16 protein-coding genes are annotated in these 17,321 nt (G+C 70.9%); 8 read left to right on the forward strand and 8 right to left on the reverse strand.

The features are described from left to right. The first annotated feature begins 3 nt into the window (after nt 1–3). The gene (locus ASD93_RS03375; protein ID WP_056118541.1) at nt 4–798 is read left to right on the forward strand and encodes a MerR family transcriptional regulator; all 795 of its coding nucleotides are present in this window, start codon (nt 4–6) and stop codon (nt 796–798) included. Between the two features lie 22 nt (nt 799–820). Here the strand turns inward: ASD93_RS03375 and ASD93_RS03380 are convergent, their stop codons facing one another. Genes ASD93_RS03380 through ASD93_RS03390 form a run of 3 tightly spaced genes read right to left on the reverse strand, consistent with a single transcriptional unit; the run spans nt 821 to nt 3,298 of the window. Beyond that, nucleotides 821–1,597, reverse strand: coding sequence for a DUF2071 domain-containing protein (locus tag ASD93_RS03380; RefSeq protein WP_200950572.1), 777 nt, complete (start codon nt 1,595–1,597; stop codon nt 821–823). Further along, complete coding sequence (locus ASD93_RS03385; RefSeq protein ID WP_056118544.1) at nt 1,594–2,268, reverse strand: TetR/AcrR family transcriptional regulator; 675 nt, start codon at nt 2,266–2,268, stop codon at nt 1,594–1,596. Before ASD93_RS03385 ends, ASD93_RS03380 begins: the two co-directional genes overlap by 4 nt. After that, a complete protein-coding gene (locus tag ASD93_RS03390; RefSeq protein ID WP_056118548.1) occupies nt 2,258–3,298 on the reverse strand; it encodes an epimerase in 1,041 nt (346 codons plus the stop codon). Before ASD93_RS03390 ends, ASD93_RS03385 begins: the two co-directional genes overlap by 11 nt. A gap of 70 nt (nt 3,299–3,368) precedes the next feature. Between ASD93_RS03390 and ASD93_RS03395 the strand changes: the two genes are divergently transcribed. Next, nucleotides 3,369–3,821, forward strand: coding sequence for an SRPBCC family protein (locus ASD93_RS03395; protein WP_056118550.1), 453 nt, complete (start codon nt 3,369–3,371; stop codon nt 3,819–3,821). A gap of 40 nt (nt 3,822–3,861) precedes the next feature. Here ASD93_RS03395 and ASD93_RS03400 read toward each other — a convergent pair whose 3' ends face one another. Beyond that, nucleotides 3,862–4,587: a potassium channel family protein gene (locus tag ASD93_RS03400; RefSeq protein ID WP_056118553.1), complete on the reverse strand. Its 726-nt coding sequence runs from the start codon at nt 4,585–4,587 to the stop codon at nt 3,862–3,864. Between the two features lie 66 nt (nt 4,588–4,653). Between ASD93_RS03400 and ASD93_RS03405 the strand changes: the two genes are divergently transcribed. Both ASD93_RS03405 and ASD93_RS03410 read left to right on the forward strand, forming a co-directional pair. Continuing rightward, nucleotides 4,654–5,034, forward strand: coding sequence for a hypothetical protein (locus ASD93_RS03405; RefSeq protein WP_056119162.1), 381 nt, complete (start codon nt 4,654–4,656; stop codon nt 5,032–5,034). Between the two features lie 141 nt (nt 5,035–5,175). Further along, nucleotides 5,176–5,799, forward strand: a complete 624-nt coding sequence (locus ASD93_RS03410; RefSeq protein WP_157536848.1) for a hypothetical protein — start codon at nt 5,176–5,178, stop codon at nt 5,797–5,799. A 13-nt stretch (nt 5,800–5,812) separates the two neighbouring features. Here ASD93_RS03410 and ASD93_RS03415 read toward each other — a convergent pair whose 3' ends face one another. Continuing rightward, nucleotides 5,813–6,922 (reverse strand): class I SAM-dependent methyltransferase, encoded by a 1,110-nt coding sequence (locus ASD93_RS03415; RefSeq protein WP_056118558.1) that lies wholly within the window; start codon nt 6,920–6,922, stop codon nt 5,813–5,815. A gap of 169 nt (nt 6,923–7,091) precedes the next feature. Here ASD93_RS03415 and ASD93_RS03420 point away from each other — a divergent pair, with 169 nt between their 5' ends. Next, on the forward strand, nt 7,092–7,556 hold the full coding sequence (locus ASD93_RS03420; RefSeq protein WP_056118561.1) for a DUF3817 domain-containing protein: 465 nt from the start codon (nt 7,092–7,094) through the stop codon (nt 7,554–7,556). Nucleotides 7,557–7,626: 70 nt separating this feature from the next. Here the strand turns inward: ASD93_RS03420 and ASD93_RS03425 are convergent, their stop codons facing one another. Both ASD93_RS03425 and ASD93_RS03430 read right to left on the reverse strand, forming a co-directional pair. Further along, nucleotides 7,627–10,521, reverse strand: a complete 2,895-nt coding sequence (locus ASD93_RS03425; RefSeq protein WP_056118565.1) for an aminotransferase — start codon at nt 10,519–10,521, stop codon at nt 7,627–7,629. A gap of 84 nt (nt 10,522–10,605) precedes the next feature. Beyond that, entirely contained in the window at nt 10,606–10,977 is a 372-nt protein-coding gene (locus ASD93_RS03430) for a VOC family protein (RefSeq protein ID WP_056118568.1), read from the reverse strand. A gap of 200 nt (nt 10,978–11,177) precedes the next feature. On the opposite strand from ASD93_RS03430, the gene ASD93_RS03435 reads away from it, so the two are divergent. From ASD93_RS03435 to ASD93_RS03445, 3 genes are all read left to right on the forward strand, one after another. Further along, entirely contained in the window at nt 11,178–13,763 is a 2,586-nt protein-coding gene (locus ASD93_RS03435) for an ATP-dependent Clp protease ATP-binding subunit (RefSeq protein ID WP_056118571.1), read from the forward strand. Between the two features lie 528 nt (nt 13,764–14,291). Beyond that, nucleotides 14,292–15,161: an LLM class flavin-dependent oxidoreductase gene (locus ASD93_RS03440; protein ID WP_056118574.1), complete on the forward strand. Its 870-nt coding sequence runs from the start codon at nt 14,292–14,294 to the stop codon at nt 15,159–15,161. After that, a complete protein-coding gene (locus ASD93_RS03445) occupies nt 15,158–15,922 on the forward strand; it encodes an LLM class flavin-dependent oxidoreductase (protein WP_056118577.1) in 765 nt (254 codons plus the stop codon). Before ASD93_RS03440 ends, ASD93_RS03445 begins: the two co-directional genes overlap by 4 nt. Nucleotides 15,923–15,964: 42 nt before the next feature. Here the strand turns inward: ASD93_RS03445 and ASD93_RS03450 are convergent, their stop codons facing one another. Then, entirely contained in the window at nt 15,965–17,224 is a 1,260-nt protein-coding gene (locus tag ASD93_RS03450) for an endonuclease/exonuclease/phosphatase family protein (RefSeq protein WP_056118588.1), read from the reverse strand. Between the last annotated feature and the right edge of the window lie 97 nt (nt 17,225–17,321).

Here is a 17,321-nt window from a genome sequence, read left to right on the forward strand (position 1 = left end):
CCCATGCTCACGATCAGCCAATTGGCCTCGTACGCCGGGGTCACCGTGCGCACGGTCCGGCACTATCACCAGATCGGGCTGCTCGCCGAGCCCGCACGCGACCATTCCGGCTACCGGAGCTACGACGCCGCCGCCGTCGTGCGGCTGATTCGCATCCGGGTGCTCGCGGATGCCGGCGTGCCCCTCGCGCGAGTGCAGGAACTCCTCGATGCGGGCCCCGCGGAGTTCACGCGGGCGATCGCGGAGATCGACCAGGCGCTGAGTGCCGACATCCGACGCCTGCGGAGCAATCGCCGGCGGATCGCGAAGCTCGCCGCCGGCGACCACCTGGCCCTTCCACAGGGCGTCCTGGACTATCTGGACCGGCTGCGCGGGCTCGGCGTCGGCGAGAGCTACATCCAACTCGAGCGGGATTCTTGGATCCTGCTCGCCGCGCAGGACCGGCCCAGCATCGAGATCGTGATCGCCGCGAAGAACCGCCAGCTGGACGATGACCCGGACATGACGCGGCTCTACCGCCTCCTCGGCTCCGCCCCCGAGTGGTCGCCCGACGATCCGCGCGTCGTCGAACTCGCCGACATGGTCGAGCACCTCCGCATCCGCGCGATTCAGAGCGGTGAGCTGGAGATCGGCGGCGCCGATCGGCCCGACCCGTTCACCGCCCTCCTGGACGCAGCCATGACCGAGTCCGCACCGGTAGCCCGACGACTGCTGGCGATCCTCGAGGAACGCGGATGGCGCGGCTGGACGCGCCTCGAACGAGTCCCCGAAGCGCGGATCCCCGACGACGTGACGTGAGCGCGGGGCATGGTCTTCGCCGCTAGCGGACATCGACCGGCATCTCAGCGCCTGAGTGGGTGCGTAGACGTTGCTTCGAACACGCTGATGTGTCGGGCGTGGTCCATTCGATGGGGATGTCGCGCATGACGAGCACGTTGTCGAGGGTTGCTGCTCCGCGGGGCAGCGCGTCGAAGTAGCTGGATGCGACGTGAAGTGGCTCGCCGGCGGCGACGTGCCAGCGGTGGGTATGCAGCTGAAGCCCTTCCAGTGCGTGCGCCTTGCGCGTGGGGGACCAGCCCACGTTCCCACGCTGGAAGAACTCGGACGCGTCCTGAAGGGTGGGGAACAGAGAACTGGACCAGTCCTCCGTGATGCGCACGTCGACGGCGACCGCCGTGCGAGGCGCTGTCAGTCGCACGGAGATGTGCTCAGGCCTGTCTTGTGCCTGGATTCGGGCGTGTTGGTGGACGCCGGGGAAGAACCGGCCGCCGATGGCCACAGGGATCCAGGACGCGGAGTGTCGCTCGGGGATGTAGACACCGGTCCGCGGGCCATCCGATTCGTCCCACTCGACCGCGATGCGGTGCGCGGCGTTCTCGAACCGCCAGCCGATGCTCGGTGGCAGCCAGCCTGGGCGCAGGTGGGTCAGTCGGATCAGGCAGATTCCTGCGACGGCGGATCCGTCGACGAGTTGTGGGCGGAGCCCGGGCGGGATCAGGGTGCGGGCGATGGCTGTATCGAGGCGGTAGTTGATCAGCAGTCGCCGCTCGATGGTTCCTTCGAGGGGAAGTGTCAGGCGGGTCAGGCCGGTGGTCATGCGTGTACATCACTGACGAGGGTGAGCATGTCGCGGAGGGCGCCGCGGAGGATGGGCAGTCGCGCAAGGGGCAGGACGGATCCGAGCAGTTTCAGGCCGCGGTCGAGGAGCTGTCGGGTGCGGCGTTGCCCTTCGGAGGTGTCGTAGACCCAGAACAGGGCGAGCAGCAGGTGGGCAAGGACGAGTGCCCGGGGCAGCAGCGTTCGTATGTCGTCGGGGAGACTGGTCGCGCTGGCGCCGTCTACCGCTTGTGCGAAGAGGTCTTGGACGATGGCGAGGGCCTCGGCGGATTCGGTGGACAGCGGATTGATCGGGGACCGTGGAGAGACGGCCGCCGAGAGGAACTCTCCGGCGTGCGAGTGGTAGGGCGTGAGCTGGTCGAGCCCGGACGAATACACGATGCCCAGACGGTCGACCAGTCGGCCCTCTCGACCGAGGAGCGGCTCGGCGGTGGCGCGGTGCGCTTCCTGCACGTCGAGGTAGAGCTCCTGGATGAGGTGGTTCTTCGACGGGAAGTGGTAGTGCGTCGCGCCGACCGATATCCCGAGTTCGTTCGCGATCTTTCGGATCGTGGTCGCGTCGTAGCCGTTCTCTCGAAACGACGCGAGAGCGGCTGCCCGGATGCGGAGCCTGGTGCGGTCGCCCTTGCCAGGAAGTTCGTCAGACGACATGGGTGGCGCTCCTCGCGGTGGTGATTCCACTATCGGCAGCTTCAGCGGCACGGTTGCGGTGGACGTCCGTGAGTGCCGCTTGCAGGTCGGTGCGCGCGAAGGTGAAACCGGCTTCGGTGAGGATCCCGGGGAGGACGTACCGACTCTTGAGGATCAGTTCGGATTCGGTGTGCAGTGCCCACATGCCCAGCTCCAGCATCCACCGTCGGGCGGGGAGCCCGAACGGCGCACCGACCACTCGGCGCAGTGTCCGCATCAACGTGCGGTTGTCCGACGGTGAGGGGGAGGCGATGTTGATCGGCCCGACGAGGCGGTCGTCGTCGCGGATGAATCTGATCGCCGCGACGACGTCGTCGATGTGCACCCAGCTGAACTTCTGCCGCCCGCCCGTGCGGTACCAGGGGGCTGTGCGCTGGCCGGTCGGATGTGCCCCGACGCCACGGTAGCGACGGTGCGGTGGGCACCAGCCGTCGTACTGCGTCCCGCCGAGTCCGAACCGGGCCGTCGTGAGCAGCATCCGCGTCGCCGGGCCGTCGCCGATCACGATAGCCATCCGAAGCGCGACCCGTCGCGTGTCGGGGAGGGACCCCGTGAACAGCTCCCGCTCCCAGGCGGTGGCGACATCGACCGAGAATCCTGATCCGATCTCACCGTCTGCTTCCGTGTTCGGGTGATCCGTCGACTGCTGATAGATGGTCGCCGTCGACGCGTTGAGCCAGACCCGGGGGGGCCGCTCCGCACGCTCGATCGCGTCTCGCAGGGCACGCGTGGTCGAGAGTCTCGAGTCGAGGATCTCCTGTCGGTTCTGGTCGGTGTAGCGGCAGTTCACCGACCTGCCGGCAAAGTTGACCACGACATCCGCGCCATCGACAGCTCGACTGATCGCATCGTGATCGAACCACCGGATGCCGGCACTTCGGCCGATGTGTCGCAGTTCGTACCCGTCTGCCGCGAACGCCTCCGCCACCTTGGCGCCGATGAATCCGCTCCCCCCGGCGATCACTGCGACCGGTCTGCGACTCTCGCTCATGCCCGAACAGTACTACACTTCTGAACATGTTCAGTAATACCCCAACGCGCGATCTGACGTGGAGCGAACGGTGAGCAGTTCCTTCACTGTCGAGACGCGGACGAGCCTGCCCGTGGAGGAGCTGTTCGATGTTTCGCTGAGTATTGACGAACACCTGGCGTCGATGGACCGTTCGCGGGAACGAGCGATTGCGGGGGTCACCACTGGGTCGATCGGACTCGACGAAACCGTGACATGGCGCGCCCGGCACTTCGGGATCTGGTTCACCATGACATCGCAGATCACCGCCCTCGACCGACCCAGCCGATTCGTCGACGAGCAGGTTCACGGACCCTTCCGATCCTTCCGTCACGAGCACTCATTCACGCGCGACGGCGAGACCACCGTGATGATCGACACGATCACACTCGCCTCACCGGTCTTCGGGCTGCTCGCCGAGCGACTCGTACTCGTCCCGTACCTGCGCCACCTCATCCGTCACCGCAATCGGCATCTGCTGGCACGTCCGGCGACCCGGCGATGATCGGAGCATTCGCACCGAGAGACAGTGTGCCCGCGCTCGTTCAGCGCTCCCGGCCCAGGGCATCAGACAGCATGCCCTGCATGTCCGCCAGCTGAGTCTCGAGGGCGCGGATGTGGCCGACGGTGGCGGCCTCCTGCTCGGCGTCCCGCTCGGCGACCCGCTCCACGATCCAGGATGCGAGCGTCGCGGTCACCACACCCAGCAGCGCCACGCCTCCGATCATGAGACCGACGGCGATCAGTCGGCCGAGGGTGGTCACGGGGGTGTAGTCGCCGTATCCGACGGTCGTTCCGGTGACAAATGCCCACCACATCGCTTCGCCGAACGTCTCGATGTTCGAGCCGGGCTGCCCGCGCTCGGCATCGAGCACCGCCAGCGCCGCCACGAAGATGAGTAGCGCCGACGCGCTCGCGACGTAGATCGCGATCTTGCCGCGGATGGCCGTGCCCACGGTCCGCTGGAGCACCGTCAGGAGCGTGACCAGCCGCAGGATGCGCAGCGGCCGGAGCATCGGCAGCACGACTACGCACAAATCGAACCAATGCGTGTAGAACCATCGCCACCGTCGCTCGCGTCCAACGAGCATGAGACACGCGACATAGTCCGCGAGGAACGCGCCCCACGTCACCCACATCACCGCCTCGGCGACTGTATCGGCAGGGCCGGACAGATCCGCGATCACCTGCCACGCGTAGGCCACGAGGAACAGGGCGGAGGCGATGATGAGGGGCCACTCGGTGACCCGCTGCCAGCGGTCGTAGTCCATGGGCGTGATCGTAGGGCGTGTCAAGCGCTCGCGTGAACCGGCATCCTCTGCGAGCGTGGGGCCATGATGAGAACCGCCGCCCGCTGGCTGCTCGCCGCCGCCATGGTCTTCGCCGGTGTGAGCCACCTGTTCTGGGCTCGAGAGGAGTTCCGGGCACAGGTGCCCGCCCTCGCCACGAAGGTGATGGACGAAGACGCGGTGGTCGTGGCATCCGGCGTCGTCGAGGTCATGCTCGGAGCTGCGCTCGTCGCCCTGCCCGAGTCCCGCGGGCGCGTCGGGGCGATCCTGGCCGCATTCTTCGTGGCCGTGTTCCCGGGGAACATCGAGCAGTACGTCAAGCGCCGGGACGGATTCGGCCTCGACAGCGACCGCAAGCGGCTCGTGCGCCTGTTCTTCCAGCCCGTGCTGGTCGCGTGGGCTCTCTGGTCCACGCGCGGCGCGCGCTGATACCAACACCCGGCCGCCGGCCCGGTCGCGGCGAGGGATCATCCTCCCGGGGTGAGGCCGCGCGGCGTGACGCTCTCTACAGTGAGCGTCACGCCGCTCCGCGCGACCCCCGAGCGCTCTGGGGAGCGGTCGAATGGAGTCGTGCCCATGTCCGCCAGCCCCCAGCCGCCGGCCGCGCCTTCGACGGTCTCCCGCGGAACCCTGATCTGGTTCGGTCTCGCGATCGTCATCCTTGCCTTCTTCGCCGCGTTCCTCGGTTCGTGGCTGGCGCGATCGGTGGATACGACGCCGGCAGCGGCCGAGGCCACGCCGACCGCCGAGCAGACGGCAACCGCCGAGGACTATGAGGCGGCCCTCGAGGAGATCCTCCCCGCGGGTGCGGCCGTGCGCGCCGGATCGGGCGTCCCCGAAGCGGGCAAGGGCTACGACGGTGACGTCTACATCGACGTCGCGACGGCCGATGTGTACCTGTTCGAGGACGGCGAGTGGACGCTCGTCGGCAACATCCGCGAGTCCGCTGCGGAGAACCTCACCGGTGCGACAGGTGCGTCCGGCGCCACCGGATCCCAGGGTGACCAGGGCGCGCAGGGCGAGCAGGGCGATCCCGGCACCCAGGTCTCGCTCGGTACCGGCGAGCCCGCGCAAGCCACCTGCCAGGGCGACGAGATCTACATCGACACGTCGACGCCGATGTTCTACCAGTGCGCCGACGAGGCATGGGTCTCGTTCGCGCCGCCGGTCGCCGGGACCGCGCCCGAGGAGTGATCCGGATTCACCGTCAGCGCCGGGTCGACACCGTCACGGTGAACTTCGCATTGCGCGCGACCTGACGCGTCGGGCCGACGAGCCGCTCGAGGGCGGGTCGGTATCGCAGCGCCGAGTTCCACACCGTCCACAGTTCTCCGCCGGACCGCAGCACGCGTGCGGCGTCGGCGAACATCCGCGGTGCGACGCTCTCACTGACGGCGGTCCCCACGTGGAACGGGGGATTGAGCGCGATGAAGGAGGCCGACCCGTCGGGGCGCGATCCGAGCACGTCGTCGCGCACGACCTCGACGCGATCGGCGACGCCGTTCGCCTCCGCTGTGGCGCGGGCGGATGCGACGGCGGCGGCGGACTGGTCGCAGGCGAGCACGCGGAGCTCCGGATGCCGCAGCGCCAACGTCGTGGCGACGACGCCGGTGCCGCACGCGAGGTCGATCGCGGCATCCGCTCCTGCCGGAGGCTCGGGAAGGTGCGCGAGGAGCAAGCGGGTGCCGATGTCGATGGACGCGCCGGCGAAAGCGCCGCCGAATGCACACACGATGAGCCCGTCGTGGGTCTCGCGGCGCGGCACGGGGTCACGGCCGCCGTGCGGGCCGCGCGCGACGAGTACGCGGGACTTCTGTCGCGCGTGCGTGACGTCGACCCGGGCGAAGTGCTCCCGCAGGACGTCGTTCATCGCGAGGGTCATGTGCTTGAGCCGGCCGCCGGCGTAGACCACGACGCCCGGATCGGCGTGCGCCGCGACCACGCCGGCGACATCGCGCAGGGCGTCCAGCGAGCGCGGGAGCCGCAGCAGCACGACCGCCGCGCCGCGCACGAGGTCGGCCGTCAGCGGCAGCGACGTCAGCGCGTCGCCGAACCCGAATCGCTCGGCGTTCGCCGCGAGGGCCTGCTCGCCGGTGAGGGCGTCCTGGTGCACCCGGATGCCGCGCCCGCCGTCCGCCGCAGCTCCGAGGGCGAGCGCGCCGTACGCGTCGCCGATCACCGAGATCGCTTCGCCTGCCGTGCCGGATCGTGCATCGGCAGACTCGTCGAGGATCAGCCGGTCTGCGGCATCCGACGCCGGAAGTCCGGGGCCTTCGAGATCGGGCCAGCGGCGCAGCGCGGCGGGGGAGTAGTCCACCGTCCCCACGGTACCGGCGACGCCGCGTGAAACCGCGGGGAGAAATGGCCGCTTCCGGGCCGGGCTCGCGGCCCTGACCCGGAATCTCCCCGCCGTTTCACCGGGTCGGGCGGTCAGGACCGCACCGGCCGCAAACGTAGGCTGGAGGCACCCCACCCGAAGGAGACCCGTGTTCCGCACGCCCTTGAACCTGTTCCGAGTTCTGGCTGTTGCGGAGGCGATCTCGTGGACCCTGCTCCTCGCGGGACTCGTGGTGCGGGCGACCACCGACCTCGCCGTCGCGGTCACGGTCGGCGGCGGCATCCACGGGTTCGTGTTCCTGTCGTACGGCGCGACGGCGGTGCTCGTCGCGAAGAACCAGCGCTGGGGAGCGTGGCCGACGATCGTCGCGATCGGGAGCGCGGTGATCCCGTACGCGACGATCCCGACCGAGCTCTGGCTGCACCGCTCCGGCCGGCTCGCCGGTCCGTGGCGCCTGCAGGCGACGGACGACCCGCGGGATGCCGCGTGGCACGACCGCCTGATGCGATGGTTCCTGGGTCGTGCGTGGCTGCTCGCCGTGCTCATCGCGGTCGCCGTGGTCGCGCTGTATGTCGTGCTGCTGATCGTCGGTCCGCCTGGCGGCCGCGACTGAGCCTGGACGGGCTGTGCTGCTGATCGTCGGTCCGCCGGGCGGCCGCGACTGAGCCCCGGCGAGTCCTCTCTCACCAGCCGGTCGTCAGCACCCGGTCCAGCGCGTCCGCGAGAGCGTCCGCGCTGGCGCGGGTGAAGCACATCGGCGGCTTGATCTTCAGGATGTTCTGGTGGTCGCCCGTCGGCTGGGCGATCACGCCGAGGTCGCGCAGCCGTGCGCAGATCAGGGCGGTCTCGGTCGTCGCGGGCTCCCCTGTGACGCGGTCGCGCACGAGCTCCGGGCCGAGGTAGAACCCCGAGCCGTGCACGACGCCGATGAGCGGATGCCGCTCCCCGAGCTCCTCGAGCCGTCCCTTGAGGTAGCCGCCGACGTCGCGGGCGTTCTCCTGCAGGCGTTCGTCGCGGATCACGTCGAGCACCGTGAGTCCGACGACGCTGGAGACCGGGCTCCCGCCCGCCGACGAGAAGAAGTAGCCGCCCGCCCGGTAGCGCTCGGCGATCTCGCGGGTCGTGATGACCGCGCCGAGCGGATGCCCGTTGTCCATGGCCTTGGCGACCGCGACGACATCCGGCACGACCCCCTGCTGCTCGAAGCCCCAGAACCACTCCCCGAGGCGGCCGTAGCCGACCTGGACCTCGTCGGCGATCGCAAGCCCGCCGTGGGCCCGCACCGCCCCGTACACGGCGGCGAGGTATCCCTCGGGCAGGGCGACTCCGCCGCCGTTGCCGAACAGGGTCTCGGCGATGAAGGCGCCGGGCGCGGACCCGGCAGCGGCCAGACGCTCGATCTCGGCCACGGCATCCGCGGCGTAGCGGCCGGGCTCGTCTCGGTGCCTGCCACGCAGCGGATGGGGCGCGGGCACTGTGTGCACCCATGCCGGCCGGGTCTCGAGGGCGGCGGGATTGTCGGCGACCGACGTCGAGACGGCGTCGCTCAGGTAGGTCCACCCGTGATACGCCTCCTCCACCGAGAGCACATCCGTGCGCCCCGACCACGCCTGTCCGAGGCGCAGCGCGAGGTCGACGGCCTCCGAGCCGCTGTTCACGAGGAACACCGTGTCGAGCGGGTCGGGCACGAGCTCCGCCAGGCGCTCCGAGAACTCCACGACCGAGGCGTAGTGGAACCGCGAGTTGGTGTTGAGCAGGCTCCACTGCTCGGCGACGGCGGCCACCAGCCGAGGGTGGGCGTGCCCGATCGAGGTCACATTGTTGAGGGTGTCGAGGTACACGCGGCCGTCCGCGTCGACGAGGTGCTCGCGCCACCCGCGCACCATCACCGGCGGCTCCGGGAAGTAGTGCTCCTGCACGTCGGCGTACACCGCCTCGCGCCGCGCGAGCAGCTGTTCGGCGCGGGGCTCCTGGGGGGAGTCCGGATGCCCCGGCACGAGCTCGCCCGCATCCGCGACGACCGCGCGCCAGGCCGCGGCGAGGCTCCGCGGCACGAAGCGCGGCGCCTGAACCCCGGCCTTCAGGACCTGCACCCAGAGCGTGCCCTCGACCTCGCCGACGAGCTCGCCCGCGTCGACGACGCTCCCGTCTCGAAGAGCGCTGCGGACGCCGCCCAGGACCAGGTCGATCTCGCCGCTGCGCAGGAGGACGCCGTGCGGGGTGGTGGCGACGGTGCCCGCCCAGGGCGCAGCGACCGGCTGAGGGCCATCGACGCGCAGCTCGACCCCGAGAGCGACGTTGCACGGCTCCTCGGGGTCGTGGAGCCGCGAGCGGGTGAGCCTCGCCTCGCCGAAGCGGGCGACGGCGACGCGGGCTGAGCCGAGGCATCCGCTCATCACGTCCGCTTCGACGGAATCCTCGAGCCACCGCCCCTCGTGCAGGACCGGGCTGGTGGGTGAGAAGTCGGCGACGGCGACGTCCTCGCCGGCAAGCCAGGGGAGCAGCGGCTGACCGGGCGGGAGGGGAAGCGGGTCGGCTGCGCGCCCGGTCGCAACAGCGACCAGCGCCCTGGCCACTTCGAGCGGCACGGCCGTGGCCGCGTCGAGGATCGCGAGCTCGTGGTCGAGGTTGCCGGCCGCGTAGTCGTTGCCGGGGTCGGTCTCGAGGACGTGGTGGGCGCTCGCGACGAGCGTGGCCGCGCGCACGACGAGGAGCGGCCACAGCACTGCGGCTTCGGCGTCGGTGAGCGGGCGTACGCGGTCGTAGGCCGTGACGGCGCGCAGCGCGTGCGCCAGATCGACGCCGTCGTGGTGCAGCAGCGACGACACGGTGATCGCGAGCTCGCCCACGGTCCAGGTGCGGTTGAGATCTCCGAGGTCGATGACGCCGTCGGGGATGCGGGTGACGGGGTCGCCCGTCACGACGTTGTCGTCGGTCAGGTCGCCGTGGATGAACTGCACCGGCAGCTCCGCGGCGACCTCCTCGACGGCGGACCACGCGGATGCCGCGACATCCGCCAGCCGTTCGCGGAGAGCAGGGTCGGCCACGAAGGGCAGCAGTTCGTCGAGGACCGCGCGGGCGTGGCGCAGGTCCCACTGGTGCACGCGCTCGGCCTCGGGGGCATCGAGATCGGACAGCGCGAGCGCGGTGCGGGCGGCGAGGCTCCCCATCTCCTCGACCACCGGGCGCGAGAGGTGACCGGAGAGCGTGGCGCCCTCGAGGAACTCCAGCACGCGCGCGTGCATCACGACCCCGTCGATCTCGAGGCGCAGCGCTGTCGTGCCGTCGGGGAACGCGCGCGCACGCGGTGCGCGGCATCCCGCGCGCTCCGACAGCAGCGCCGCCGCCGCCGACTGCGCCTCGAGCTCGGCCGCGGACACGCTGGGATTGGCGACCTTCAGAAGAAGTCGAGGCCCGTCATCGGATTCGAGCAGGAAGTTGCGGTCCTGGTGGCTGCCGAGGGTGCGCGCCGTGGCGACGATTCCCCAGTGCTCGCGCGCGATCGCCGCGGCTGCGTCCGGCGAGATCTCCGGTGGCGCCGGCTGCGTCACGGCGCCGGGCGTCGGGTCGGCGCTCATGGGTGCTCCTTGGTCGAATCCCCTGAGGCTACCCGCCCCGGGCGCGCGGATTCGTCCGGAATCCGCGCGCTTCACGTCGGCGTGTCAGGAGCGGGCGGGCAGCTCCTGCAGAGTCCACCGGTTGCCGTCGGGGTCGGCGAACGAGACGAACCGGCCCCATCCCTGCTCATCGACTCCGTCGGCCTCGACGCCCAGCCCGCGCAGGTGGGCGAGGGCCTCGTCGGCGTCGGGCACGACGACCTGGATGGTGTTCTGCCGCCCGGGCTCGAGGTCGATGCCCAGTCCCTCGCCGATCGCGATCGAGCAGGCCGAGCCGGGAGGGGTGAGCTGCACGAACCTCAGCCCCTCGAACGGGACCTGATCGTGATCGGCGTGGAACCCGATCTTCACGTAGAAGTCCTTGGCGCGGTCGACATCCGTCACCGGCACGAAGATGAGCTCGATCTTCCAGTCCATGCTGCTGTCTCCAGTTCCTCGGGCGGTCGCCCGGTTCGCAGCCACGGTACGCCCCGTCCCGGACACGGGGTGGCCGTGACGGCGTCAGACGGGGGTGGCGTGCGCGGGAATACACCGCGATCCTGCTCGTTGAACTTGATACGACTGCGCTCAAGTTACGAATCCGTGCAGTCGTTTCCCGATCCCAGGAGACAGACGGAATGCCCGAAGACTTCACCCCCTCCACCGGTGCCGACGACAGCGAGCGCTCGTTCGACGAGTTCCTCGCGAGGTACCTGGCGGGCGAGCGCACGCGCGCGCAGCGGTCGATCGACCTCAGCCGCTTCCTCGGCGCACGCACCCAGGAGCTGCTGCAGCGCGCCGGCCGGTTCGCCCTCGAGCGCGGCCAGCGCGAGCTCGACGCCCTGCACGTGCTGCGCGTGCTCGTCGAGGAGCCGCCCGCGCGCGACGCGGTCGAGCACATCGGCGCCGACCCCCGCGCGATCCTGCGCGCCGCTGAGGAGCGCCTGCCCGCAGCATCCGCCCCCGCCGACGTGGATGGCGCGGTCATCACGTCGTCGGTGCAGCGCGCCCTGTTCCACGCGTTCCAGGTCGCACGTTCGTCGGGCTCGACCTACGTCGACCCCGAGCACCTGTTCTTCGCGCTCGTGCTCGCACAGGACACCCCCGCCGGCCAGGTGCTGGCCCGCGCCGGTGTGACGGCCGAAGCCCTCACCCAAGGCCTTCGCGAGACGGTCACGCCGAGCAGGGCGACCGACACGGAGGAGGGGACGGATGCCGCGGCATCCGACACCCCCATGCTCGACACGTACGGCACCGACCTGACGGCACGCGCCGCAGACGGCGACCTCGACCCCGTCATCGGCCGCGCGGACGAGATCGAGCAGACGATCGAGATCCTCAGCCGCCGCACCAAGAACAACCCGGTGCTGGTCGGCGAGGCGGGCGTCGGCAAGACCGCGATCGTGGAGGGGCTGGCTCAGGCGATCGTCGACGGAGCGGTCCCCGAACAGCTGCTCGGCAAGCGCGTCATCTCGCTCGACCTGCCCGCGATGCTCGCAGGCACCCGGTACCGCGGCGACTTCGAGGAGCGCCTCACCAAGACGATGGACGAGATCTCCGCCCGCAAGGACGAGCTCGTCATCTTCCTCGACGAGGTGCACACCGTGGTGGGTGCCGGCGGCGCCGGAGACGGCGGAATGGACGCCGGCAACATCCTCAAGCCGCGCCTCGCGCGCGGCGACCTGCACCTCGTCGGCGCCACGACGCTCAAGGAGTACCGAGCGATCGAGAAGGACCCCGCACTGGAGCGCCGGTTCCAGCCGGTGCGCGTGGGCGAACCGGGCATCGAGGACGCCGTGCTGATCCTGCACGGGCTCAAGCCCGCGTACGAGGAGCACCACGGCATCGTCTACACCGACGAGGCGATCCGCGCCGCGGTGGAGCTCAGCGACCGCTACCTGTCCGAGCGCGTGCTGCCGGACAAGGCGATCGACCTCATCGACCAGGCCGGGGCGCGGCTGCGCCTGCGGCTGGGTGCCAAGGTCGACGTGACCGGGCTCGTCGAGCAGCTCGCGACGCTCGAGGCCGACAAGAACGCCGCCGTGACGGCCGAGCACTACGAGGAGGCGTCGCGCCTGCGCGACCAGCTCTCCGCCGTGCAGGCGCGCCTCGACGACGTGACGGCGTCGGGCGCCGCGGCGCGCGGAGAAGCGGTCGTCGGCGAGCCCGAGATCGCCGCCGTGATCAGCCGGGCGACGGGCATCCCGGTGAACCGCCTCACCGAGCCCGAGCGCGAGCGCCTCGCACAGCTGGACGATGAGCTGCACGACCGGGTGATCGGTCAGGACGACGCCGTGGCCGCGGTTGCGAAGGCCGTGCGACGCAACCGCACCGGCATGGGCGACGCGCGTCGTCCCGTGGGCTCGTTCCTGTTCCTCGGGCCCACCGGTGTCGGCAAGACCGAGCTCGCCAAGGCGCTCGCCGCCTCGCTGTTCCCTTCGGGCTCAGGACAGGGCGGTGGCGAAGGAAGCGTGATCCGGTTCGACATGAGCGAATTCGGAGAGCGTCACACCGTGTCGCGCCTCGTGGGAGCGCCTCCCGGATACGTCGGCTACGAGGAGGCGGGTCAGCTCACCGAGCGCGTGCGTCGCAACCCCTACTCGATCGTGCTGTTCGACGAGATCGAGAAAGCGCACCCCGACGTGTTCAACCTGCTGCTGCAGGTGCTCGACGACGGCCGGCTCACCGACGGGCAGGGACGCACCGTGGACTTCCGCAACACCGTGGTCGTCATGACGTCGAACCTCGGCTCGGAGTTCCTCGCCTCGCGGGGCGGAGCGATCGGCTTCCTCGCCGATGGCGGTGGCCCGACCGGCTACGGCTCCGAGAAGGACCTGCGCGACCGCGTGTTCGCCAAGCTCCGTGAGGCGATGCGCCCCGAGTTCCTCAACCGCATCGACGAGATCGTGCTGTTCCGCAAGCTCGACAAGCCCCAGCTGCGGCAGATCGTCGGCCTGCTGCTCGGCGCGTCCGAGGCGCGCCTGGCCAAGCGCGAGGTCGCCCTCGTCGTGACGGACGCAGCGATCGACTGGCTCGCCGACAACGGCTACGAGCCGGAGTACGGCGCCCGGCCGCTGCGCCGGCTGATCCAGCGCGAGGTGGACGACCGCGTGGCAGACCTGTTCGTGACGGGCGCTCTCGTCGACGGCGGGACGGTGACGGTGGATGCCGCGCCCGACGGCCTGACCGTGCGCGCCGGCGTTGCCTTGACCGTCGCCGCCTGAGGCCCGGCCCCGACCCCGCCCGATCTCTGGGCGGAGTCGGGGGCGCCCGCCAGGGAGCCGCGCCCGGCGTCCGCTCGCGCCCGACATCCGCTCGCCTCCGGCATCCGCTCGCCTCGGCATCCGCCCGCGCCCGCTTCAACAGGACAACCGGGCTCCTGCAGGACAACCGGGCTTCTGCAGGACCGATCCGGTGCGAATTCTCCTGTGGAACCCAGGTTGACCTGTGGAAGCACTCGGGCGGCGGATGCTGTGACCCAGGCACCTCAGGAGCGCCGCGCGGGTTCCGGGGCAGTGGCTCACCCCCGGCTTGAACAGGACAATTGCGGTTGCGCAGGACCGATCCGGTCCGAACTCTCCTGTGGAACCCCGGTTGACCTTTTGGAATCCGGGGCCGGGCGGTCGGGCGGTCGGATGCCGGGTGCCGCCGAGCCCGAAGCGCGAAGCGATAACACGGACGGGCGGGCGGATGCCGGGGCACCGCCGCAGCCGTGGTGGGCGGACGTCGGGGACCCCTGCCAGAGTGGGGGCATGGCACGCAGCGGCGCGATCTTCAATCCGTACACCCATACGCCGGACGAGTTCCGCGACGCGGTGCTCGTCGCCGAGCGCGAGGGGCTCCCCGAGCTGTGGATCTGGGAGGACTGCTTCCGCACCTCGGCGTTCGCCGCCGCGGCCGCCGCTCTCGCGTGGACCGAGCGGCTGCGCATCGGCATCGGGATCTCGCCGATGCCGCTGCGCAACGTCGCGGCGACGGCGATGGAGATCGCGACGGTGGAGCGGCTGTTCCCCGGCCGCCTGCTTCCGGGCGTCGGCCATGGCGTGCTGCCATGGATGGGGCAGGTCGGCGCGCGGGTCGCGTCGCCTCTCACCCTGATGCGCGAGTACGTGCCCGCGCTGCGCGCGCTTCTGGCCGGCGACCAGGTCGACGCCGCAGGGCGCTACGTCTCCCTCGACGCGGTGCGTCTGGACGCACCGCCGGCCACGGCGCCGCTCGTCTACGCCGCCGCCGAGGGGCCCAAGACGCTGCGCCTGAGCGGCGAGGTGGCCGATGGCACCGTCCTCGACAGCGGTCACACTCCCGCCGAGGTGCGGGCGGCGGTCGAGGCGGTTCGCGGCGCGCGCGCCGAGGCAGGCCGTGCGGGTGCGCACGACGTCGTGTCGTACGTCGTGGCGGCGTTCGGACCCGATGCCGAGGAGCGCGCGATCGCGGACGTGGGCGACAAGCCCGATCCGCACGAGCGCGCCGTGTGGGGCGACCCGGCGGCGGTCGCGGCCGCCCTCGGCGCGTACTTCGAGGCCGGCGTCGACGATGCCGTGCTTCTTCCGGCGTCGCGTGTCGACCTCGCGGAGTTCTACGCCTCCGCCGCCGAAGTGTCGCGTCTGGTCGCGCGGGCGTGACCGCCGCACTGTCGATCGGCGTCGCGGCGGCGATCGGCGCCGAACTCGCCGAGCGAATCGCGCCCGCCATCGAGGCCGCGGGCTTCCATGCTCTCTGGGTCAACGACGTGCCGGGCCACGATGCCCTCGACGTCCTCGCCGCCGCTGGGCGGGTCACGGAGCGGCTCGTCCTCGCGACCGGAGTGCTGCCGGTCGATCGCCGTGCCCCCGACGAGATCCTCGCGCGCGTGGACGCCCTCGGGCTTGCGCCGGACCGCCTCGTGCTCGGCATCGGATCCGGCGCGGGATCCGCCGGAGCGCTGGCACGCGTGACGGATGCCGCCGCTGCCCTCCGGGAGGGGACCTCCGCCCGCGTCGTGGTGGGCGCGCTCGGCCCGAAGATGCGCACGGTCGGGGCCGAAGCATCCGACGGACTGCTGCTCAGCTGGCTCACACCCGACGCCGCCGCCACGCAGGCGGACGAGGCGCGGGCGATCAGGCCCGAGACGCACGTCGCGCTCTACGTGCGGGCCGCGACCGACCCGGCGGCCGTCGCGAAGCTCGCCGACGAGACGCGTCGGTATGCGGGCTACCCGGCGTACGCGGCGAACTTCGCGCGGTTAGGCATCTCGGCGGACGACACCACCGTCGGTCCCGACGGCGCGGCAGAACGAGTCGCGGCCTACCGGCGCGGGGTCGACGAGGTCGTGCTGCGCGTCATCACGGCGCGTGACGAACCGGAGGAGTACGAACTGTTCCTCGGCGACGTCGCCGCACTCTGACTTCGCCGCGCCGCAGGTGGCGCTGGCCGCCCCGCGACGGGCTCAACGACCGCCGCGCGGCACCTTCACGTCGACCCATACCAGCCGGTGGTCGCTGCTCGGGAACGGGAAGACGCCGGTGAGCACCGACAGCGGGTCGGCCTGGACCGGCCAGAACACGCCGGCGTCGACGGGGCGCAGATCGCGGGAGGGCAGCACGTAGTCCGCTCGCAGGTTGCCGGGAGCGCCGTCCGCGAAATCGGCCGTGTCGTACGCCGGGTCCCCGCGGTGCGTCTCGTTCGCTCCGCCCTGCAGCGCCGCCGCCTCGACGGCTCCCGCCGAGATGGGCTTCGGGTCGACGATCCACCGGTGATCGAGGAGCTGGCCGATCGCCGCGTCGACCGAGTCGCCGTCGAGCGGGTCGGCGTTCTGGTCGCCCAGGATCACGAACGACGATGACGGGCTCAGCCCTCCGCGACCGCCTTCATCGTCGTAGATGTAGCGCGACTTGCCCGGGGTGACGTAATCGGCCCAGAACCGGATCTCGTCGTGATTTCGGAGACCGTTGCGATCCTCCACGCCGTCGAACGTGGGCGGCGTCGGGTGCGAGGCGAGCACGTGCACGGTGTGGCCGCCGACCTCGACCGGCACGTCCCAGTGCGACTTGCTCGACAGCCGGAACACGTCGAGCTCGTCGGGCGAGTACCAGTCGGCCGGTGCCGCGGTTGCGGGGTCGTCGGGGAGGAGGGCGCCGGGCATGTCCTTCCACAGGAAGCGCTGAAAAGTGCGCACGTCCTCGGTGACGATCGGATGCTTCGACAGCACGACCATTCCGTACTGGCCCTCGAACAGGCCGAACCCGAACGCGTCGTCGCCGCCGGACACCACACCGTTGTTGTTGAGGTCGAAGCCGCTCGGAACGCCGGTGTTCGAGGGGGCGACGAATGCGTAGGGGTACTCCACCGGCGCCGCGCCGTTCTGCGAGACCTCGAGGTAGTTGTCGCGGAAGAGGTCGACGGCGAGGCCCCCTTCGACGTAGTCGAACTCGTTGAGGAGCACGACATCCGGGTTCGCGCGCTGAATGACCTCGGCGACCGTGCGCGCCTGCGCATTCGCGCCCGTCGACAGGTCGGTCACGAGCTGACCGGCCGCGTTGCGGTTGAGGGAGAGGTTGTACGTGGCGACGCGCAGTGGCTCGGTCTGCGTCGCGGCGTCCGGGGGAGCGGCCGGCGCTGCAGCGGCCGGGATGACGGTGAGAGCGCCGGCGCACACGAGGCCGGCGGTGGTGACGGCGACGATCGCGCCGCGGAACCTGGGGGACACGGTTCTCCTTCGAACGGGAAGCCGTCTCGTGGACGGCGCCAGGGGGATGGTGTCGAGCTGCGATCGATCCGCGCGGTTCGACGCTCTCCACGCTAGG

Origin of the sequence: Microbacterium sp. Root180, from assembly GCF_001428485.1 — a bacterium.
Lineage (GTDB): Bacteria > Actinomycetota > Actinomycetes > Actinomycetales > Microbacteriaceae > Microbacterium.